The following is a 20655-nucleotide window of genomic DNA, read 5'->3' as shown; positions in this document are numbered from 1 at the left end:
TCAGAGGCTGCTCAGGGCGCCCGTGCGGCGCATCGCGAGCAGGTACAGCACGATGACGACGACGGGGACCGTGCCGAGCGCGGCGGCCATGGGCAGGTTGAGTTCGATGTTGGAGTAGACGAGGTTGCCGATGAGCTGGGTTCTGCCACCGACGATTTGCACGGTGATGTAGTCGCCGAGGCTGAGCGAGAAGGTGAAGATCGAGCCGGCGGCCACGGACGGCAGGACCAGCGGCAGGACCACGGAGCGGAAGGTGCGCCCCGAGCTCGCCCCCAAGTCGGCCGATGCGTCCAGCAGGTTGGCGGGAAGCTGCTCCAGCGCCGTGTGGATCGGCAGGATCATGTACGGCAGCCAGAGATATGTCAGCGCGATGACCGCCGCGGGCAGTCCGAAGCCGGGTCCGCTCAGCCCGAAGGGCCTCAACATCCAGTCGGCGAGCCCTCCCTGGGAGAGGATCAGCCGCCAGGCATACACCTTGACGAGGTAACTGGCCCACAGCGGCGTGAGGATGGCGACCACGAGCAGGGGGCGCCACTTGGGCTTCGCGATGCGGGCCGTGTAGAAGGCGACCGGGAACGCGATCACCGCGCACAGGGCGGTGACCGCGAGGGCGACGCCGACGCTGCGCAGGATCACCTGGCGGAAGACGGGCGTGGTGAAGAGGGCGTGGAAGTTGTCGGTCGACCAGACCTTCACGACCTCCGAGGTGAAGGAGTTCGTCGTCCAGAACGCGGAGATGAACAGCACGCTCAGCGATCCGAGATAGAGCACCGCCAGCCAGAGCAGCGGTGCGGTCAGCAGCAGGGACAGCCGCAGCCGGGGGTGTCGGTGCAGGGTCCCGGCGAGCCGCCGGACGGGGGAACGTCCGGCGGCCTGCGCGGTGGAGGTCATCGGTGTGTCAGCCCTTGATCTCGGTCCAGGCCTGGACCCACTTCGCGTACGGCACGCACTTCACGTCGGTGCGGCCGTCGAGGCACTGCTCGATGGGCGTGTTCCAGAAGGCGATGTTCTTCCAGTAGCTCTCGTCGGCCGCGTGGAAGGTGCCGCAGAAGGACTTGTCGCTGGTCTGGTCGCACGCCTTGGCGTTGGCCGGGGCCTCACCGAAGTACTCGGCGACCTGGGCGTTCACCTTCGGCGAGATGATCCAGTCCATCCACTTGTAGGCGCAGTTGGGGTGCTTGGCCTTGGCGGAGATCATCCAGGTGTCCGACCAGCCCGTGGAGCCCTCCTTGGGCACGAAGGCCTTCACCTTGGCGCCCTCGCCCTGCGCGAGGTTGGCGATGACCTGCCACGTGGTGCCGACCACGGAGTCACCGCTCTTGAAGGCGGAGATCTCCTTGAGGTAGTCGCTCCAGTACTCCCCCACGTTCGCGCTCTGCTTCTTGAGCAGGGCGACGGCGGCGTCGAACTGCTTCTGGTCCAGCGCGTACGGGTTCTTGATCTTCAACTCGGGCTTGGTCGCCTTGAGATACAGCGCCGCGTCGGCGATGTAGATCGGGGAGTCGTACGCCGTCACGTGCCCCTTGTACTTCGAGGCGTCGTCGAAGACCGTGGACCAGGAGGTCGGGGCGGGCGTGACCTTCTGCGTGTTGTACATGAGCAGGTTGGCGCCGCGGCCGTGCGGGATGCCGTACATCTGGCCGTCGACGGAGTTCCAGGCCCCCTTCTTCAGGCCGCTGAAGACGTCCTTGTAGTTCGGTACGAGGTCCGTGTTGACGGGAGCCGCGTCGCCCGAGGCGATGAGCCGCAGGGACGCGTCGCCGGACGCGGAGACGGCGTCGTACTGGCCGGTCTTCATCAGCTTGACCATTTCGTCGGAGCTGGCCGCGACCTTGGAGTTGACATGACAGCCGGTCTGCTTCTCGAAGTCGCTGACCCAGTCGACCTTGGGATCGTTGGAGCCGTTCTCGACGTATCCCGCCCAGGCGATGAGGTTGACCTGGCCCTCGGTCTTGCCGAGCTTCGACTGCGCCTTCAGGTCGGGGGGGTTGAGTCCGGTGGACGAGGAGGAGCCCGTGTTGGACGATCCGCAGGCGGAGGCGGCGAAGAGCACCGCGACGGCCGCTGCGGCCTGGAGGGTTCGGGTGACGCGCACGACGTACTCCATACGTGAGGAGGGAACTCAGCGAGGGTCGGGGACCTTGATGCTGTGGCGGCGGTGCCATTGGAGGCGGACCCGGGTGCCGCGCAGGGCGGCGACGTCCTCGGAGGAGGTGTCCAGGTTCTGCTGGAGCGCGGTCAGGCGTCCTCCCGCGTCGAGATCCACGAGGAAACGGGTGACGTCGCCCAGATAGACGACCTCGGCGACGGTGCCCGTGGCGGTGGAGTGCTCCGGCTCGTCTGCCTCGTCGGACTCCTTGAGGACCCGGATCTTCTCCGGCCTGATGCTGTACGTGCCCGGGGCGCCGACGACTTGCCGTGCCGACTGGCCTTCCAGCAGGTTGGAGGTGCCGACGAAGCCGGCGACGAAGGGGCTGGCGGGGCGTTCGTAGATCTCGGCCGGGGTGCCGATCTGTTCGACGCGGCCCTGGTTGAAGACGGCGATGCGGTCGCTCATCGTCAGGGCCTCCTCCTGGTCGTGGGTGACGAAGACGAAGGTGATGCCGACCTCGCGCTGGATCGCCTTGAGCTCGACCTGCATCTGCTCGCGCAGCTTGAGGTCGAGGGCGCCGAGCGGTTCGTCGAGCAGCAGCACACGGGGGCGGCCGACGAGAGCGCGGGCGAGCGCGACGCGCTGGCGCTGGCCTCCGGAGAGCTGGCTCGGGCGGCGTCTGCCGAACCCTTCCAGGCGTACGTCGGCGAGTGCCTTGCGGGCCCGTACGAGCCGCTCGGCCTTGGGCACCTTGCGGACCTTGAGGCCGTAGGCGACGTTCTGCTCGACGGTCATGTGCGGGAACAGCGCGTAGTCCTGGAAGACGGTGTGCACGTCCCGCTCGAAGGGGGCGAGCCCGGTGACCTCCTGGCCGGCCAGTTCGATCCGCCCGGAGGTGGGGCTCTCGAAGCCCGCGATCATGCGCAGGACCGTCGTCTTGCCGGAGCCGGACGGGCCGAGCATCGAGAAGAACTCTCCGTCGGATATCTCCAGGTCGACTCCGGCCACCGCGGTCGTCTCGCCGAACGACTTCCGCAGATCCTGCAGCCGGATCGCGCTTCCCTCCATGGACCGGAACCTTTCTGGTGCACTCTTACGTTGACCGGAAAGATATGAAGTCATAGTTCAAAGCTCAAGACCCCCTTAAGGTAAAGGTTGAGTCATCGCACAAGGTGGTAACCGTGAAGCAACAGATGGACGGTGGTGCTCGGAGGGCCATCTTCACTCCGCTGGACAACCGGGCGCGAGTGGAGACGGTCGTCCGCAGGCTCGGCGACGCCATCGAGCTGGGGCTCCTCTCCGACGGGGAGCAGCTGCCCGGCGAGATGGAGCTCGCAGGGCAGCTCGGCGTCTCCACGGTCACCCTGCGCGAAGCGCTCATGGCGCTGCGGCAGCAGGGTCTGGTCACCACGCGCAGGGGGCGCGGCGGCGGTAGTTTCGTGTCGCTGCCCGAGGTCCCCGGCGAGGAGCGGCTCATGGCCCGGCTGGCCGGCTGGAGCACCGAGGAGCTGCGCGATCTGGGCGACCACTGGGCCGCCGTCTCGGGAGCGGCCGCCCGGCTCGCGGCGCAGCGTACGGAACCGGACGAGCTTCAGCCGCTGCGGCGCACGCTCGAGGAGCTGGCGTCCGCCGAGGACGCCGCCGGGCGCAGCCGTGTCTACGGCCGGTTCCATGTGGAGCTCGCCGCGGCGGCGCAGTCCGCCCGGCTGACCCGCGCACAGGTCGCGCTCCAGACGGAGGTGGGAGCGCTGCTGTGTCTCGTGCTCGGCGACGACGAATATCGTGAAGAAGCGACAGAGCGACACCGACTCGTCATCTCGGCCGTGCAAGATGGGGCCCACGATTCGGCCGGAGCGCTGGCCGAGCGGTGTGTCCAGGCATCGACGGCGCGGCTCATCGCCCTGCGCCTGGCGATGCCGCGCACCGTGTCCGGTCCCCGTCCGCTGGAGGGCACCCATGAGCAGGAGGCCCGGCCCCGCAGGCGCCGCGGCGACGCTTGACGCGACTCCGGAGGCGGCCGTCGCCGCCCAGGTCCGCTGCACGCTGGAGACCGTCTTCGAGGCGGTCGCCGAGACCCGCGCCGATACGGCGGCCCTGCTCACCCGGGTCGCCGCACAGGGCCGTCGCCCCGCGAGCGTGGACCTGGCCGCGCTGCGCCCGGGGCTGCATCTGCGGCTCGCCCGCCAGGAGTTGGTGTCCGGCGTCGGCTTCGTCGCGGCGCCGGGGCTGCTCGGTGACGTACCCGCGTGGCTGGAGTGGTGGCAGACGAGCTCCGAAGGGGAGGTACGGCCGCTGCTGCTCGACCTCGATCCGCTGCGCTCCGCGTATTCCGACTACACGCACTGGGACTGGTTCGCGCTGCCCCGCGACACCGGGCAGCGCGCGGTCGCCGGGCCCTACGTGGACTACCTCTGCTCCGACGAGTACAGCCTGACGCTGTCCGCGCCCGTCCATCTGGAGGGACGGTTCGTGGGGGTCGCCGCGGCCGACGTGTATCTGCGGCACTTCGAGGCGGCGGTCGTCCCGCTGCTCCAACTGCTGCCGGGGGCCGCCCACTTGGTGAACGCGCGCGGACGGGTGGCCGCCTCCGCCGATCCCGCGCATCTCGCCGGATCGCTCACCAAGGGGCCGGACTTCGGGGCGGCGCTGGCGCGGGCGCGGCCAGCACGCCTCGACGGGATGCGGCTGGTGCCGTGCGACGGCGTACCGCTGGTGCTCGTGGTACTGGACGGCTGAGGCTCGCCCTACGGGGTCAGACCGCCCGCAGCTCCGCCGCGCCGTTGCGTGTCTTGCGGGCCCTGCGCGGTCCTCTCGACACGGACCGGGCGGCCTCGCGCAGGACCAGCGTCATCCGTGTGTAGCCCATCTCCTGAAGAGCCTTGGGGGTGTCGTCGACAATGCGACAGTCCGTGCTGCCCCACCGCGGGTCGGGATGCACCACCGGGCGTACCGCGCCGTCGTGCTCGACCGCGCCCGGGCCGACCGCGCGGATCCAGTGCGGCAGTCCGTGCCGGTAGGCGGCGTCCATGATCGGATCCTGGGCGATGTCCCGCCGGATCGACTGAAGTCCGCGGTCCTGGCCGTGCCGCTCCACGGCGGCGGCGAAGTGGGCCAGCATCGGCAGGCACCAGCTCGACTCGTGCTCACCGAGAACGGTGCTCGCCTCCGGGTGGAACAGGACGAAGCGGAGGAAGTTGTCGCCCGGCATGGCGGTCGGATGCGGGCCGACGCCACCGAAAAGTGTCTCGAACGCGACGTTGGAGAGAACGACGTCCCAGCGATGGTCGAAGACGACGGAGGGGAACGGGACGGCCTCCACGAGGGCGGCGTAGTCCTGGAGATACGCCTGAGCTTCGAAACTCTCGGGGACAGGTCGCGGCTGGGACCGCTGCCTTCCTGCCTGGTACGCCATCGGGAGGTCACCCCTCTTGCCTCTGCGGCCTTCACGCGGCGCCCCGATCCTGCTGCCCAGCGCACAGGCATGTCAACTATCGTGGCATTTAGCGCCTGTTGACGGCTGAATCTCGCCACAGTTGTGGCGAGACCTGGATGTGAGTTCGAACGAGGGGCTAGTCTCCGGATGGTTCCTGACCTTCGTGTCCGGACGGTGCCCGGCCTTTACGTCCGGATAGTTCCTGACCTTCGTGAGAAAGACCTGAGAGAGACGTAGGAGACCTGTCGGTGACGGATGGCTTCGAAGTTCCGGGCGCCACGGCGACGGTTCTGCTGCAGGCCGTCGTGGCCCGGGTCACCGCACTCGCCGACCGGCTCGGTGTGCAGCACACCGAAGTCTTCGACGTCCGGCGCCTGTCGGCCGAGTCCGGCGTCCCCGAACCCGTGGTGAAGGCCCTGCTCAGCGGCCGCCCCGCCGGGGAACCCGATCTGCAGGCGCGTTTCCTGCAACGCCTGGACCTGCTGCGCCGCACCCGGCTCAAGCCGAACGGACGCCGCTACACCCAGCAGGAGATCGCCGACGGCGCCGGTATGTCGCGCCAGCAGGCGGGGGCCCTCATCAACGGCGACCGCCGGCCCACCATGGAGCACTGCGACGCCATTCAGCGCTTCTTCCGGGTGCATGCCGGATTCCTCACCGCCGAGGACTCCGAGGCGCTCGTGGGCGCCCTCCAGCGCTCGGAGCAGGAGCTTCTGCAGCGGCTCGCCGACCGCGAGCGCGCCGCGGCCTCCGTCACCGACGATCCGCTCGAGCGGCTGCTCCTGGACCACGGCGTCCGCGGAATCGCCTGGCGGGCCGCGCAGTTGCCCACCGATCAGCACCGGGACAAGGTCGCCGAGTGGCTGGACATGCTCTTGGAGAGCGTCAAGCGGCCAGAGTCGTGACCCGGGGGAGAGCTGTGGGCATCGGAAAGGACATGCGCCGCCTGTGCGGCGAGCTGGTCGCGGAGCTGTCGCTCCCGGCACCGGCGGAACCCACCGACCTGTACGCGGCGTTGTGCGACGCGATGAGCAGACGCCGCGGCCGTCCCGTCCAGTTCCGTACGGCCGCCTTCCCGCCCGGCACCGCCAGCGGGCTGTGGCTCGACATGGCCGAGCAGGACCTCGTCGTCATCGAGGAACGCACCGCCCCCGACCACCAGTTGGTCATCCTCGGCCATGAACTGTGGCACATGAAGGCCGGGCACTGCAGCCACCACGTCGAGGGCGCGGCCGTCGCCGCCCGCTTACTCAGCGACAGCGCGGACCTGCAGGCGACCGTCCTGAAGGTGGCCGCGCGCACCCGCTTCGACCTGGCCGACGAGAAGGAGGCCGAGAGCTTCGGTCTGCTGCTCGCGAGCAAGTGCCGTACCTGGCTCGCGGGTTCGTCGCTGCGCGGGCCGGTGCGGCGCGACGGACTGGCCGGTCGTATCGAGGCGTCGCTGGGCTATCGCGGACCGCAGGGCTGAAGGCCCCGAGGACATGGACGGATCGAGCTACTACCTGCCTGCCGTCGCCATGGGTGCCGCCATCGCCCTCAAAGGTCCCGCGCTGATCCGCGGCTGGCGCGATCCGCTGCTGCGCTCGGTGGGTGTACTGCTGGCGCTCGCGGGCCTGGTGTTCCTCTTCGCGGCTCCCCCGACCATCGCCGAGATCAACGAGATCACCGAAGTCCCCAACATCTCGGCGCCCCTGGTCTATTGCCTGCTCAGCGCCTTCAGCGGGTCCTGTCTCGTGCTGATCATCAACTGGCGCGGCGGACCGCCCGAGGTGACCCGGCGGCTGACGCGCCGCTGGACCGCGGTGTACAGCGTGGCGGGCGTGACGCTGATCGTGCTGTTCGTCCTCGGGGACGCCCCCGAGGAGCGGCTGCGGGACCTCGACACGTACTACGCCAACACGCCCTTCATCCGCGAGATGATCGTGCTCTACCTCGTCTCGCTCACCGTCGCGGGCGTCGCGATGAACGTCATGTGCTGGCGCTGGGCGGTCCAGGTGGACGGCTGGCTGCGTGCCGGGCTGCTGATCATCGCGTTCGGCTCGCTGTTCAACCTCCCTTACGCAGCCGCCAAGTTCACCGCCGTGGTCGCCCGCTGGAACGGCGGGAACCTGGACGGCCTGAGCACCAATGTGGCGCCGGTGCTGGCCTCCGTCGGGGCCCAGATCACCGCGGTCGGATTCTGCGTCCCGCTGGCCTGCCGACGCATCGGGGACAGCTGGACCACGTGGTCGACGTACCGCCGGCTCGGGCCGCTGTGGCGGGAGCTGCGGCCGGTCTCGGCGCACGCGGACCGCGCGGTGCGGATCTCCTGGTGGTCCCCCGCCGAACTCCAGGTCACCCAGCGGGAGTCGGACATCCACGACGGCATGCTCAGCCTGTACCCCTACTTCGACGCCGAGTTGCGCTCCCGGGCCTACGACGCGGCCGTGCTGGCGGGCTCCTCGCCCGCCCAGGCGCAGGCCGAGGCGGACGCGGCGATGGTGACGGCCGCGGTGCGGGCCAGGGCCGCCGATCCGGAAGGCAGGGTCATCAGCTCGGCGGAGGCGGCCGGCGCCCCGCGGGAGGCCGGCTCCGGGTCCGCATACGCGTACACCGATGGGCCGCGCGACCTCGTGCGGATGTCCATCGCCCTGCGTCAGTCACCCGTCGTCGCGGCCGCCCGAGGGCAGGCCCCGACCAGGTCAGAGAGCGACATCCATGAACGAACGAGCTAGTGCCTCCCAGGACGCGGCTTCACCGAACAGACCCGTTGGCACGGCCGCCTCCCGGCGTGCCGTCGTCGTCGGCGGAGGGCTGGCCGGTCTGCTGGCCGCCGCCGCCCTGCGGGAGTACGCCGATGTCACCGTCGTCGAGCGGGACGCGCTGCCCGAGGGGCCCGAACCGCGCAAGGGCCTCCCGCAGGCCCGCCACGCCCATCTGCTGTGGTCCGGCGGCGCCCGCGCGATGGAGGACCTGCTGCCCGGGGTGACCGACGCCTGGCTCGCCGCCGGTGCCCGGCGCATCCCGCTGCCCACCGGGCTCGTCTCCCTGTCGGCGCAGGGCTGGCTGCGGCGCTGGCCCGAGATGCAGTTCATGATCGCGTGCAGTCGTGATCTGCTCGACTCGGTGCTGCGTGCCCGGCTGGTCGCGGAGGAGCGCGTCACCGTTCTGGAGCGCACCGAGCTCCTCCGGCTGGAGGGCGGCGCCGCCCGGGTGACCGGTGTACGGGTGCGGACGCCCGAGGGCGAGGAGCGGGTCCTGGAGGCCGATCTGGTGGTGGACGCCTCGGGGCGCGGCTCACGCGCGAGCGCCTGGCTCGACGCGCTGGGCGTCCCCGAGGCGCCGATGGACGAGGTCGACTCCGGACTCGCGTACGCCAGCCGGATCTTCCGCGCGCCCGCGGGCACCGAGGACTTTCCGGTCGTCAACGTACAGCCGGACGCGGCGCAGCCGGTGCCCGGCCAGTCCTCGACGATCGTGCCCATCGAGGGCGGCCGCTGGCTGGTGACGCTGTCCGGCACGCGCGGAGGCCAGCCGACCGGCTCGGCCGAGGAGTTCGAGGCGTTCGCCCGGGGTGTCCGGCATCCGGTCGTCGGTGAGCTGATCGCCGACGCGGAGCCGCTGACGGAGGTCGTGCTCACCCGCTCCACGGTCAACAGGCGGCGCTTCTTCGAGAAGGTGAAGGGCTGGCCCGAGGGGTTCGTCGTGATCGGCGACGCCGTCGCCACGTACAACCCGGTCTACGGGCACGGCATGTCGGTGGCCGCGCAGGGCGCCGTGGCGCTGCGCGGGCTGGTGGCCGAGCACGGGCTGACGGCGCCGGGGCTCGCCCGGCGGGTGCAGCGTGCCGTCTGCGGTCCGGTGGCGACCGCCTGGGAGCTGGCCACGGGCACGGACATCCGCTACCCGGAAGCGATCGGCAAGCAGCCCGGAGGCGCGCAGAACGTGCTCGGCCGCTATGTGAACCGGCTCATGCTGACGGCCACCGGACGTCCGCTGGTCACTCAGGCCCTCCTGAACGTCATGACGCTGTCCGGACCGCTGACAGCCCTGTTCAAGCCCGAGATCGCCTTCGCGGTACTGCGCGGCCCCCGCCGCCCTCCGCTGTCCGAGCCGCCCTTCACCGACGGGGAACGCAAGACGCTCCGCGACCCGGCCGGATCACCCACCCCGGGCTGACCCCTCGACCCACCCAGGCGGCGGGCGTCAGGTCGCGCTGCGTTCGCTCGCGTCTCGCAGGTCCCGTTCCACCGCGCGGTTGTGGGCCGTGTCCGGTTGCCCGGCCGCGGTGCCGGGGCGGCCGGCGCGCAGCAGCTCGCGCCAGTGCTCGCGGCTCCAGTCGGCCGGGCGGGTGGTGCTGGTGAACTCCTCGACCAGCGCCAGGAAGCGCGCCGGGTCGCTGTGGAAGGGGAAGTGGCCGGCGCCCTCGAAGATCTCCAGGCGGCTGCCGGGCATCGCCTGATGCGCCCCGTACGCGTGCCGCACGGGCACCACGCTGTCCCGGTCGCCCCACAGCAGCATGGTCGGCATGCCCTCGGTGAGATAGCAGCGGTCGAGCATGGTGACCGCCTGGCCCCGCCAGTCGACCACGGCACGCAGGCTGCGGATGAAGGCGCTGCGGGAGGTCGCGTCGGGCAGCGCGTCCACAAGGTTCAGCAACTCCGGCGCGTCCTGGCCCAGATCGGTGTCCAGAAGCCTCATCAGACGCAGGAACAGGCCCACTTGGAGACGCATACCGGGCAGCCGCAGCGTCGAGAGCATCAGGTGGGCGCCGGGCAGCGAGACGGCCCGCAGTACGGGATTGACCTCGCCGCCCACACCACCGGCGCTGACCAGGATCAGCCGCTCGGTACGCTCGGGGAACTGGTAGGCGAACTGCATCGCGACGCCCCCGCCCAGCGAGTGCCCGACCAGGGTGGCGGACTCGATGTCGAGCGTGGCGAGCAGATCCCGTACGCCGTTGGCGTACGCGGCCACCGAGTAGTCGGCCCGTGGTTTGTCGGACGCCCCGTGGCCGAGGAGGTCGGGGGCGATCACCGTGTGGGTGCGGGCGAGGTCGGGGATCAGCTCCGCCCACGTCGCCGAGGAGTCGCCGATGCCGTGGATCAGGACGAGCGCCGGACCCTCGCCGGCCATCCGGTAGGCACGCCGGTAGCCGTGCACGACGCGGTGGTGCAGGCGCAGTTCGCCGTCGCCCACCGAACGCAGTCGCAGGGTGCGTCGCGGACGCCTGGGCGGTACGTCGACCACGGGCTCACCTCCTGTTCCCGGTCCGCCGTGAAGGCGGCCCCCGCTCTTCAACTCCAGCCTAGGGCCCCTGTCCCACAAGGGATTTCCGTGAGGTTTCGCCTCCGCTAAGCGGGCGAACCTCCGCCGTCCGGAACGGGATTGTCAGTGGCGGACGGCAAGCTGGGGTCAGGTACCACTGCCACGACAAGCCGACCCGGGGAGAGCCGTCCGATGCCGACCGCTGTAATGACCGACCACGAACGCGCCGCCGTTCAGGCCTACCTCCGCCTCCTGGGGACCGTACGAGCCGCCTTCGACGGGCCGCCGGACGGCCGGCGACCACCCGTGGTGCCGCCCGGCGTGCTCGCCGAGGCGGAGCGGGCGCTGGCGGAGGCCGGACTCACGGGCAACGAGGAGGCGTTCTTCCGGCTGCTGCACACATGGTGCCCGGGGCCGACTCAGGCGTGAGGCACGCCGATGGTGGTCGCGCCGCGTGACGGCCGTGCGTGAGGCACGCTGACCATGGTCGCGGCCACCCCCCCCGGTGGACGGTCCACCACTCAGGCGTAAGGCACGCCGACGGTGGTCGCGCCGCGTGACGGCCGTGCGTGAGGCACGCTGACCATGGTCGCGGCCACCCCCCGGTGGACGGTCCACCACTCAGGCATGAGGCACGCCGACGGTGGTCGCGTCGCGTGGCAGCCGTGCGTAACGCACGCTGACCATGGTCGCGGCCACCCCCCGGTGGACGGTCCACCACTCAGGCGTGAGGCACGCTGACCGTGGTCGCCACCAGTCCCCGCTGGACGGTCCAGCGACCCTCGAAGACCCCGACCCGCTCACCGCCCACCAGCGGTCCGGGCACGAGGAGTTGGGCGCGCAACCGCCCTGACAGGGCGGGCCCGCCGGACGCGGGGCCGGGGAAGATGTCGATGTCCGCCTCGGAGAAGTCCAGCCACTTGCCGGTGAGCGGGAACCACGCCTTGTAGACCGACTCCTTGGCGCTGAACAGCAGCCGGTCCCAGTGGACGGCGGGATTCTCGGCGCCGAGGCGGTCGAGGCGGGCCGTCTCCGAGGACAGCGCCACCGCCTCGAGGACGCCCGCCGGGAGCGTCGCGTGGGGTTCGGCGTCGATGCCCAGGGAGGCCAGATCGGTGGCGCGGGCGAGCGCGGCGGCGCTGTAGCCGTCGCAGTGCGTCATGCTGCCGATCAGGCCCGAGGGCCACTGCGGGGCCCCGCGCTCGCCCGGCAGGACCGGGGCCGGGGCCACCCCGAGCTTCTCCATCGCGCGCCGGGCGCAGGCGCGTACGGCTGTGAACTCGCGGCGCCGCTTCTGCACGGCCCGCGTCAGGAGCGCCTGCTCCTCGGGGTACAGGGTCGCGTCCTCGGCCCCGTCGTCACCGTAGCTCTCCACGGCCACGACCGACTCCGGGAGCAGCTCCTGAATCACCGGCTTTGACCTCCATCGGCAGAATACGGCGCAGCGTGCCCGGCGGTCCGGGACGCCTGCGCCATTCTCGGGGGTAGCCCACCGACACTTCTTCGAAGCGGACACCTTCGTGCCAGGTGGTCCGCGGGATGTGGAGATGACCGTAGACCATGGCCTCGACACGGAACCTGCGGTGCCAGTCGGCGGTCAGCTCGGTGCCGCACCACATCGCGAACTCCGGGTAGCGCAGGATGTCCGTCGGGTGGCGGTCCAGCGGGTAGTGGTTGACCGGGATGGTCGGCAGGTCGTCGGGCAGCTCGGCGAGCCTGCGCTCGGTCTCGGTGACCCGCGCCCGGCACCAGGCGTCACGGCTCGGGTAGGGGTCGGGGTGGAGCAGGTGCTCGTCGGTGCAGACCACTCCGGTTTCGTGGGCGTACGCGAGTCCCTGGGCCTTGGTCACACAGCCCCGCGGCAGGAACGAGTAGTCGTAGAGCAGGAAGAGCGGGGCGACGACCGCCCGGCCGCCCGGCCCGTCCCAGACGGGGTAGGGGTCCTCGGGGGTCGTGACTCCCAACTCCCGGCACAGCGCGACCAGATGCTCGTAGCGGGCGACGCCCCGCAGCTGCACGGGGTCCTTGGGGTGCGTCCACAGCTCGTGGTTGCCGGGCGCCCAGATCACCTTGCGGAAACGGCCGCTGAGCGTTTCCAGGGTCCACCGGATGTCGGCGACGAGCTCCCCGATGTCACCGGCCACCAGGAGCCAGTCGTCGTCCGTCTCCGGGCGCATCTGCTCGACCAGGGCGCGGTTCTCGGCGTATCCGATGTGCAGATCGCTGATGGCCAGCAGGTTCCCGTGACCGCCCTCTGTCGACCGCACTCGTCACCCCCGTAGAAAACGAATGCCCTCACAAGAACACATCGGCGCGCCGGCGGACAAGGAGGCCCGGGCGCCACGTTCGGGAATCCGTAACACGCCCGTAGCCGTGCGGGGGTCCCGCGCCCCTTATGATCGCCCCAACACGGCCGCCACGAACCTTCCTCGGCGTACGGCGGCTTGGTGTTCCTCCCTCTCCCCTGGCCGGGCTCGGCCCGCTCCGCCGTGCCCGCGAACCGTGAAAGGCGGCCTGCATGGGTTTCCGCGTACGCGTCTGGCTCAACCGCACGTACGCGGAGAACGTGTTCTTCATGGATCAGCTGCGAAGTAATCCGCAGGGCCGCCCGGTCGAGATCCACGCCACCCACGGCGACCCCGACTCCCCCGTGCTGGCCGCCGCCGACACCGCTGAGCTGGAGCCGGAGGGCCTGTCCCCGCGCGCGTACGTCGAGTACGCCCTCGACCAGTGCGCACGGCGCTCCATCGACGTGTTCGTGCCGGTCCTGCACCAGGCCGCCGTGGTGGCACAGCGCGCCGAGTTCGCCGCGGTCGGTACGACGTTGCTCGCGCCGCCCGCCGAGGCCGTGGCCGTCTTCCAGGACAAGGCCACCGCATATCAGGCGGTCCAGGCGGTGGGTGTGCCGGCGCCTCCGTGGTGGCGGGTGCGCACCGAGGAGGAGCTGCTCACGGCGGTCGAGGCGCTGGAGGCCGGGGGCCACAGGGCGTGCTTCAAGCCGGCGGCCGGGGCGGGCGGGGTGGGCTTCCGCGTCATCACGCGCGCCCCCTTCTCCCTCGCGCACCTCAACGGGTTTCCCAGCCCTCATGTGCCGCTGAACCTGGTCGTGGACGCGCTGCGCGAGGCCGATGAGCCGGTGGACTGGCTGGTGATGCCGCGCCTGGAGCAGCCCGAGGTGTCCGTCGACTGCCTCACCGGGCCCGACGGCCGGGTGCGTATGGCGGTGGGGCGCACCAAGAACGGGCGCCGGCGCGGGTTCACCGTGCACCCGGCGTGGATCAAGCCGGCGCGGCTGCTCGCGGAGGCCTTCGGACTGCACTACCTGACGAACATCCAGTTCCGGATGTACGGCGACGAGCCGGTCCTGATGGACGTCAACACGCGTCCGGCGGGCGGCCTGCACCAGCTCGCTCTGTGCGGGGTCAACGCGCCTTGGGCGGCGGTGCGGTTGGCGCTGGGCGAGGAGACGGGCGAGCTGGTTCCGCCGTCCCTCGGGAAGGACTACACGGTGGTCTCGGGTCCCCGTCCGCTGCGTCCGGTGTCGTTGCCGCAGCAGCGGGCCGACGCACCCGCGCCCCCGCTGCCCGCTGTGCCCGCTCAGGCCACGGAGCCCACAGCGGCGGCCATCGCGCCCGCCTGACCGACCCCGCCTCCCCTACCGGTCTGGACCAATTCCCGCTCAGCGTCTTGACAGCGAGATTGGTCCATACCAACTTGGTTGCGCACCTCTCAGCACTCCCGAACACCCCCATTTCTCCAGGGAGATCGCGTGCGCATCACACATCTCAGACGTTCCAGACATCGCTTCTTCGCTCTGCTCGGCACCGCCGCCCTGGCCCTGGCCGGGGCGGTAGCCCTCCCCGGCACCGCCCAGGCGGCCAACATCCTGTCCAACCCCGGCTTCGAAACGGGCAGTCTCTCCCCCTGGTCCTGCACCGGAAACCTCGGCTCGATCGTCTCCAGCCCCGTGCACGGCGGCGCCAAGGCCCTTGCTGGCGCGGTGAGTTCGAGCGACAACGCCCAGTGCAGCCAGACCGTCTCGGTCCTGCCGAACACCACGTACAGCCTCTCGGGCTGGGTGCGCGGCAGCTATGTGTACCTGGGCGTGGACGGCGGTGCTTCGAACTGGACGACGTCCCCGTCGGCGTACAGCCAGCTCAAGGTGTCCTTCACGACCAGTGCCTCGCAGACCAGCGCCAAGATCTATGTGCACGGCTGGTACGCGCAGGGCACCTACTACGCCGACGACATCAGCCTGGACGGGCCGGGCGGCGGCGGCGGTTCCGACACCCAGGCGCCGACCGCGCCGACGAACCTGACCTCCACCGGCAAGACTTCCTCCAGCGTGTCGCTGTCGTGGGGCGCGTCGAGCGACAACGTCGGCGTCACCGCGTACGACATCTACAGCGGTTCGAACCAGGTGCTGAGTGTCTCGGGGACGAGCGCGACGGTCAGCGGTCTGTCGGCGAGCACCGCCTACACGTTCACCGTCAAGGCGCGGGACGCGGCCGGGAACACCTCGGCGGCCTCCAACTCCGTGAGTGTCACCACGGACGCGGGCAGCGGCGGCGGCACCGGCTTCAAGCAGGCGGCACCGTACCTGTACGAGGGCTGGGGCGACCCCCCGAGTCCGAGCACGGTGATGAGCGCGACGGGCGTCAAGTGGTTCACGATGGCGTTCGTACTGGACTCCGGCGGCTGCACCCCGGCCTGGGACGGCAGCCGACCTCTGGCCGGCGGCGCCGACCAGACCGCCATCAACCAGATCCGCTCGGCCGGCGGTGACATCGTGCCGTCGTTCGGTGGCTGGCAGGGCAGCAAGCTCGGCGCCAACTGCTCCTCGGCGAGCGCGCTCGCCGGCGCCCTGCAGAAGGTGATCGACGCCTACGGCCTCAAGGCGATCGACATGGACATCGAGAACACGGACGAGTTCGAGAACGAGGCCGTCCAGGCGAAGATCCTGACCGCGCTGAAGACCGTCAAGGCCAACAACCCCGGCCTGAAGACGATCGTCACCTTCGGCACCTCGACGACCGGCCCGACCTACTACGGCAACCGTCTCATCGAGCAGGCGCAGTCGCTCAACGCCAACATCGACGTCTTCACGATCATGCCGTTCGACTTCGGCGGCGGCTCCGACATGTACGGCAACACGGTCAACGCGGCCGACGGGCTGAAGACCAAGCTGAAGTCGACCTTCGGCTGGGACGACGCCACGGCCTACTCCCACATCGGCATCTCCGGCATGAACGGTCTGTCCGACCAGCAGGAGAACACCACCCCGGCGATCTGGACCCAGATCCGCGACTGGGCGAACTCCCACCACATCGCCCGGCTCGCCTTCTGGTCGGTCAACCGTGACCGGCCCTGCCCGGGCGGCGGCGTGGTGAGCAACTGCTCCGGCATCAGCCAGAACAACTGGCAGTTCACCTCCATCACAGCCGGCTTCACGGGCTGAGTACGGCGGCGGGACAGTGCGGTGGGTCGTCCGGGACGTCCGGGCGGCCCATCGCGTTACGCTCCCCGCGAGACCGGCGTCAGCAGAAAGGCCCGCGGTGACCACCACACGCTCCGAGGACGGCACCCCGCCGCGCGCCCGCCTGGCCGGCTGGCCCACCCCGCTCGAACCCGCTCCCCGGCTGGCCCGCGCCCTCGGCCTGGACGCCGACGACCTGTGGGTGAAGCGCGACGACCTCACCGGTCTGGGCGGTGGCGGCAACAAGATCCGCAAGCTGGAGTGGACGTGCGGCGCGGCGCTGGCCGAGGGCGCGACCGTTCTGGTGACCACCGGCGCGCCGCAGAGCAACCACGCGCGGCTGACCGCCGCGGCGGGCGCCCGGCTCGGGCTCCGCGTCGTCCTCGTGCTCGCGGGGACCCCCGGCTCGTCGGCCTCCGGCAACCTCGCGCTCGACGGGCTCTTCGGCGCCACCGTCGTCTGGGCGGACGACCGCGAGAAGCTCGGCTCCCGGGCTCAGGAGGTGGCCGAGGAGGTGCGGGCGCGGGGCGAGGTCCCGGCGCTGATCCCCTTCGGCGGGTCCAGCGCGCTCGGCGCCCGCGGCTATGTCGAGTGCGCGCGGGAACTCCTCGAACAGTCACCGGACCTGGGGACCGTCGTCGTCGCGCTCGGCTCGGGCGGCACGATGGCCGGGCTCGTCGCGCACCTCGGCGCCGCGCGCGTCCTGGGCGTGCACGTCGGCGCCGTCCCCGACCCGGCCCGCACCGTGGCCGACCTGACGTCCGAACTGTCCGGCACCGCGTGCGCGCCACAGTCGCTGCGGCTGCGTCTCGACCAGGTCGGCGACGGATATGGCACGCTCACTGAGCCGGTGATGAGCGCCCTGACCCTGGCCGCGCGCACCGAGGGCATCGTGCTCGACCCGGTCTACACCGGGCGCGCGATGGCGGGGCTGGTCGCGGCCGTCGAGGGCGGCGACATCACACGGGGGCAGCGCACCGTCTTTGTGCACACCGGCGGTCTGCCCGGACTCTTCGGCCATCCCGCGACGCTCGGGCGGGCGGAGGCCGAGCTCCTCAGGCCTCCGGCTACCCCTACGTAAGAGCCAACTCCCTGAGCTTGGGCGGCAGTTCGACCCTCGGGTCGGCGCGGCGGGCGCGCTGGACCGCCGACTTGAATGGTGTCGCTCCAGTCGCCGTCCAGGGCCCGCCGCGACGACGGACCGCCCCTGCCGTCAGGGGAACGGCGAACTCCAGAAGTCCCGCAGGAGACCGTGCCGAGGTCACGGCGGGCGCCGAACCCGCCGTGACCTGGCCTCTTATCGCTTCCTCAATTCTTGGTGGGAAGCGCGGTCACCTCTTCTTCACGGCCAGGCGCAGCGTCTGCACCTCGAAGGGCCGCAGCGCGAGAGGCACCGCGTCTGCGTCCGTGTCCGCCTCCGCCAGGGGGCGTTCCAGGAGGTCGGTCAGCTGAGCCCCGGCGAGCGGGAAGGCGGTACGCAGGGTGCCGGTGGCGCGGCCGCCCCGGGACTCGTAGAGGCGTACGACGACATCGCCGGAGGTGTCGTCGGCGAGCTTGACGGCCTCGATGGTCACGCCCTCGCCGTCGACGCAGACGACGGGTTCGGCCGGGCCGTGCGCGTCGGCCACCCTCAGGGGCAGGTTGAGGGCGTAGCCCTCCGCGACCGCGTCCTCGATGCTCGCCCCCGGCAGGAGGGAGTACGTGAAGCGGTGCCTGCCCTGGTCGGCCTCCGGGTCGGGCACGCGCGGGGCCCGTACCAGGGAGAGCCCGATGGTCGTCGTCGTACCTCCGTCCTCGCGGACCGTGCGGGAGACGTCGTGGCCGTACGTCGAGTCGTTGATGACCGCGACGCCGTAGCCCGGTTCGCCGATGTGCACCCAGCGGTGGCCGTACACCTCGAAGCGGGCCGCCTCCCAGCTGGTGTTGGTGTGGGTGGGGCGCTGGACGTGGCCGAACTGGATCTCGGCGGAGGAGTGCGGGGCCCTGACGTCCACCGGGAAGGCGGCCTTGAGGATCTTCTCTGCCTCGTGCCAGTCGATCTCCGTCTCGATGTCGATACGGGGGCTGCCGGCGCGGACGGTGATCGTTTGCGTGATGCGCGAGCCCTTTCCGAAGGCTCGCTCCACCCGGATCGCTCCGAGCAGCGGGTCCTGCTCGACGACCGTGACCGACTCGGCGTCGAGCAGGTCCGTGTAGCGGTTCTTGTAGTGCTTGTCGATGTCCCAGGCGTCCCAGTAGTTGGGCAGGTCGCTGTGCAGGCGGAGCAAGTTGCCCTTGTCGGCGAGGACTTCGCGGTCGGCTGTGAGGTCGCGGACGGAGGTGAGGGTGCCGTCTTCGGCCAACTCGACCCGCACAAGGCCGTTTTGGAGGACCCGGCCGGTGACCGTCACGGGGCGAGGGGGCTCGGCGACCGCGAGCGGAGCGCTTCCGCCCGCCGGCACTTCCACGTACACCGGGACACCCGCCGAGGTACGGACCACCTCGGCTCGGTCGTAGGGACTCGTGTTGAAAGCGCGGGATCCGCCGCTGCCCAGAGCGGACACCGCGGCTGCGGTGATCTCCTCCAGCTCCTCCGCCACCCGCGCGTACTCGGCCTCCGCCTCCCGGTGCACCCACGCGATCGACGAGCCCGGCAGGATGTCGTGGAACTGGTGGAGCAGGACCGTCTTCCACAGGCGGTCGAGCTTCTCGTACGGGTAGGTGTAGCCGCCCGGCGCGTTCAGGGCGGCCGTCGTGGCCCACAACTCGGCCTCACGGAGCCGGTGTTCGCTGCGGCGGTTGCCCTGCTTGGTGCGGGCCTGGGAGGTGTAGGTGGCGCGGTGCAGCTCGAGGTAGAGCTCGCCGACCCAGACAGGGGCGTCCGGATACTCCTCGCGGGCGGCGGCGAAGAAGGCGTCGGGGTGTTCGACGACGACCTTCGCCGAGCCTTCCAAGTCGGCGAGGCGGCGGGCCCGTTCCATGATCTCGCGGGTGGGACCGCCACCGCCGTCGCCCCAGCCGAAGGGTGCCAGTGAGCGCGTTCCCCGGCCCTTGTCGGCGTAGTTGCGCACGGCACGGGCCATCTCGACGCCGCTGAAGCGGGCGTTGTAGGTGTCGACGGGCGGGAAGTGGGTGAAGATGCGGGTGCCGTCGATGCCCTCCCACCAGAAGGTGTGGTGGGGCAGTTTGTTGGTCTGGTTCCAGGAGAGCTTCTGGGTCAGGAACCAATCGTTGCCGGCGAGCTTGGCGAGCTGCGGGTAGGCCGCGTTGTAGCCGAAGGAGTCCGGCAGCCATACGCCCTTGGTCTCGATGCCGAAGTGCTCGATGAAGAACCGCTTGCCGTGGACGAGCTGGCGGGCGAGCGCCTCACCGCCGGGCAGGTTGCCGTCGGCCTCGACCCACATGCCGCCGACCGGCGCCCACTGGCCCTTCTTCACCGACTGCTGGATACGCGCCCAGACCTGCGGGTAGTTGTCGCGCACCCACTCGTACTGCTGGGCCTGCGAGCAGGCGAAGATGAACTCCTCGTACTCGTCGGCGAGCGCGGTGACGTTGGAGAAGGTGCGGGAGGTCTTGCGCTTGGTCTCGCGGATCGGCCACAGCCAGGCGGAGTCGATGTGGGCGTGGCCGACGCCGGAGAGGGTGTGGGCGCTGGCGTGCGCGGGCTTGGACAGCACCGGCTTCAGCGCGGCTCGCACGTCCGCCGCCGAACCGGAGATGTCGTCCAGGTCCAGCTGGTCGAGCGCCCGGTCCAGCGCGTGCATGATCTCGTGGCGCCGGGGATCGTGCTCCGCCAGCTCCACCATCAGTTCGCGCAGCACCTCGATGTCCAGAGCGAGGTGCCACACCTCCTCGTCCAGGACGGCGATGTCGGCGCGGCGGAAGGTGTAGAGCGGCGTGTCACCGGCCGTCAGTACATCACCCAGCGGCGTCGGGCGCGCGAAGTCATGGGCGAGGATGTCCGGGTTGGAGGCCGCCTCGACCAGGTAGTCGATGTGCTCGCCGCCGGTCGCCGGGTTGCCGATCGGCACGTACTGATTGAGCGGATTGACCGCCTTCAGCGGCGTGCCGTCCGCGCGGTGGACGAGTGCCTCGGCCTGGTTGCCGGGCCAGTCGCCGGTGAAGCCGAGATCGATGACGGCCTCGACGCGCTTGCCCGCCCACTCGGCCGGGACCTGTCCGCGCATCCTGAACCAGGTGGTCCCCCACGGCGGACCCCACGGGGTGTCCATGGCGAACGGCTCGTACGAGGCGGCCGCGGCCTCCTCGAACGCGACCGGTTCACCGGGCGCCTGCCAGGCCTCGACGTCGAAGGGCACGGACGCGGCGTAAATCGCCGGCTTGATGCGCTGGCGGTGGACGCGCTCGACGCGCTCCTCGATGCGGCGGCGTTCGTCATGCATGGCCGTACGTCTCCTCGATCGGTCT

General features: G+C 70.7%; 18 protein-coding genes. 10 read left to right on the top strand and 8 right to left on the bottom strand.

The annotated features are described in order from the left end of the window. Genes AB0D27_RS03695 through AB0D27_RS03685 form a run of 3 tightly spaced genes read right to left on the bottom strand, consistent with a single transcriptional unit; the run spans position 1 to position 3160 of the window. Entirely contained in the window at positions 1 to 891 is an 891-nt protein-coding gene (locus tag AB0D27_RS03695; protein WP_362501616.1) for an ABC transporter permease, read from the bottom strand. Between the two features lie 7 nt (positions 892 to 898). Then, positions 899 to 2095 (bottom strand): ABC transporter substrate-binding protein, encoded by a 1197-nt coding sequence (locus AB0D27_RS03690; protein WP_362501614.1) that lies wholly within the window; start codon positions 2093 to 2095, stop codon positions 899 to 901. Positions 2096 to 2122: 27 nt separating this feature from the next. Next, positions 2123 to 3160 carry an ABC transporter ATP-binding protein gene (locus AB0D27_RS03685; RefSeq protein ID WP_362501612.1) on the bottom strand — a complete coding sequence of 346 codons (1038 nt, stop codon included), beginning with the start codon at positions 3158 to 3160 and terminating at the stop codon, positions 2123 to 2125. A 125-nt stretch (positions 3161 to 3285) separates the two neighbouring features. Here AB0D27_RS03685 and AB0D27_RS03680 point away from each other — a divergent pair, with 125 nt between their 5' ends. Further along, positions 3286 to 4092, top strand: a complete 807-nt coding sequence (locus AB0D27_RS03680) for a GntR family transcriptional regulator (RefSeq protein ID WP_362501892.1) — start codon at positions 3286 to 3288, stop codon at positions 4090 to 4092. Then, positions 4049 to 4828: a cache domain-containing protein gene (locus tag AB0D27_RS03675; RefSeq protein WP_362501610.1), complete on the top strand. Its 780-nt coding sequence runs from the start codon at positions 4049 to 4051 to the stop codon at positions 4826 to 4828. The genes AB0D27_RS03680 and AB0D27_RS03675 overlap by 44 nt, the downstream gene beginning before the upstream one ends. 16 nt (positions 4829 to 4844) lie before the next feature. On the opposite strand, the gene AB0D27_RS03670 is transcribed toward AB0D27_RS03675, so the two are convergent. Then, entirely contained in the window at positions 4845 to 5504 is a 660-nt protein-coding gene (locus AB0D27_RS03670; RefSeq protein WP_362501608.1) for a hypothetical protein, read from the bottom strand. Positions 5505 to 5773: 269 nt separating this feature from the next. Here AB0D27_RS03670 and AB0D27_RS03665 point away from each other — a divergent pair, with 269 nt between their 5' ends. From AB0D27_RS03665 to AB0D27_RS03650, 4 genes are read left to right on the top strand one after another with little or no spacing between them, the layout of a single operon-like run. After that, a complete protein-coding gene (locus tag AB0D27_RS03665) occupies positions 5774 to 6430 on the top strand; it encodes a helix-turn-helix transcriptional regulator (protein WP_362501606.1) in 657 nt (218 codons plus the stop codon). 32 nt (positions 6431 to 6462) lie between these two features. After that, the gene (locus AB0D27_RS03660) at positions 6463 to 6993 is read left to right on the top strand and encodes a toxin-antitoxin system, toxin component (RefSeq protein ID WP_362501890.1); all 531 of its coding nucleotides are present in this window, start codon (positions 6463 to 6465) and stop codon (positions 6991 to 6993) included. 13 nt (positions 6994 to 7006) lie between these two features. Next, positions 7007 to 8239 carry an MAB_1171c family putative transporter gene (locus tag AB0D27_RS03655; protein WP_362501604.1) on the top strand — a complete coding sequence of 411 codons (1233 nt, stop codon included), beginning with the start codon at positions 7007 to 7009 and terminating at the stop codon, positions 8237 to 8239. Continuing rightward, entirely contained in the window at positions 8223 to 9683 is a 1461-nt protein-coding gene (locus AB0D27_RS03650) for an FAD-dependent monooxygenase (protein WP_362501602.1), read from the top strand. The genes AB0D27_RS03655 and AB0D27_RS03650 overlap by 17 nt, the downstream gene beginning before the upstream one ends. A 27-nt stretch (positions 9684 to 9710) precedes the next feature. Here AB0D27_RS03650 and AB0D27_RS03645 read toward each other — a convergent pair whose 3' ends face one another. Beyond that, positions 9711 to 10754, bottom strand: coding sequence for an alpha/beta hydrolase (locus AB0D27_RS03645; protein ID WP_362501600.1), 1044 nt, complete (start codon positions 10752 to 10754; stop codon positions 9711 to 9713). 210 nt (positions 10755 to 10964) lie between these two features. On the opposite strand from AB0D27_RS03645, the gene AB0D27_RS03640 reads away from it, so the two are divergent. Continuing rightward, complete coding sequence (locus AB0D27_RS03640; protein ID WP_362501598.1) at positions 10965 to 11201, top strand: hypothetical protein; 237 nt, start codon at positions 10965 to 10967, stop codon at positions 11199 to 11201. Between the two features lie 292 nt (positions 11202 to 11493). Here AB0D27_RS03640 and AB0D27_RS03635 read toward each other — a convergent pair whose 3' ends face one another. Together AB0D27_RS03635 and AB0D27_RS03630 are read right to left on the bottom strand one after the other, a co-directional pair. Next, positions 11494 to 12183, bottom strand: coding sequence for a 4'-phosphopantetheinyl transferase superfamily protein (locus AB0D27_RS03635; protein WP_362501596.1), 690 nt, complete (start codon positions 12181 to 12183; stop codon positions 11494 to 11496). After that, positions 12131 to 13039, bottom strand: a complete 909-nt coding sequence (locus AB0D27_RS03630; protein ID WP_362501594.1) for a metallophosphoesterase — start codon at positions 13037 to 13039, stop codon at positions 12131 to 12133. The genes AB0D27_RS03635 and AB0D27_RS03630 overlap by 53 nt, the downstream gene beginning before the upstream one ends. A gap of 251 nt (positions 13040 to 13290) precedes the next feature. Here AB0D27_RS03630 and AB0D27_RS03625 point away from each other — a divergent pair, with 251 nt between their 5' ends. From AB0D27_RS03625 to AB0D27_RS03615, 3 genes are all read left to right on the top strand, one after another. After that, positions 13291 to 14412 (top strand): ATP-grasp domain-containing protein, encoded by a 1122-nt coding sequence (locus tag AB0D27_RS03625; RefSeq protein ID WP_362501592.1) that lies wholly within the window; start codon positions 13291 to 13293, stop codon positions 14410 to 14412. Between the two features lie 129 nt (positions 14413 to 14541). Beyond that, positions 14542 to 16230, top strand: a complete 1689-nt coding sequence (locus tag AB0D27_RS03620) for a carbohydrate binding domain-containing protein (protein WP_362501591.1) — start codon at positions 14542 to 14544, stop codon at positions 16228 to 16230. 97 nt (positions 16231 to 16327) lie between these two features. Continuing rightward, positions 16328 to 17329, top strand: coding sequence for a D-cysteine desulfhydrase family protein (locus AB0D27_RS03615; RefSeq protein ID WP_362501589.1), 1002 nt, complete (start codon positions 16328 to 16330; stop codon positions 17327 to 17329). Between the two features lie 250 nt (positions 17330 to 17579). Here AB0D27_RS03615 and AB0D27_RS03610 read toward each other — a convergent pair whose 3' ends face one another. Beyond that, positions 17580 to 20630 (bottom strand): glycoside hydrolase family 38 C-terminal domain-containing protein, encoded by a 3051-nt coding sequence (locus tag AB0D27_RS03610; protein ID WP_362501587.1) that lies wholly within the window; start codon positions 20628 to 20630, stop codon positions 17580 to 17582. Between the last annotated feature and the right edge of the window lie 25 nt (positions 20631 to 20655).

The organism is Streptomyces sp. NPDC048415, assembly GCF_040651675.1.
Classification (GTDB): domain Bacteria; phylum Actinomycetota; class Actinomycetes; order Streptomycetales; family Streptomycetaceae; genus Streptomyces.
Note: the sequence above shows the minus strand (reverse complement) of the source record. Positions and strands in the feature narration are given on the sequence as shown.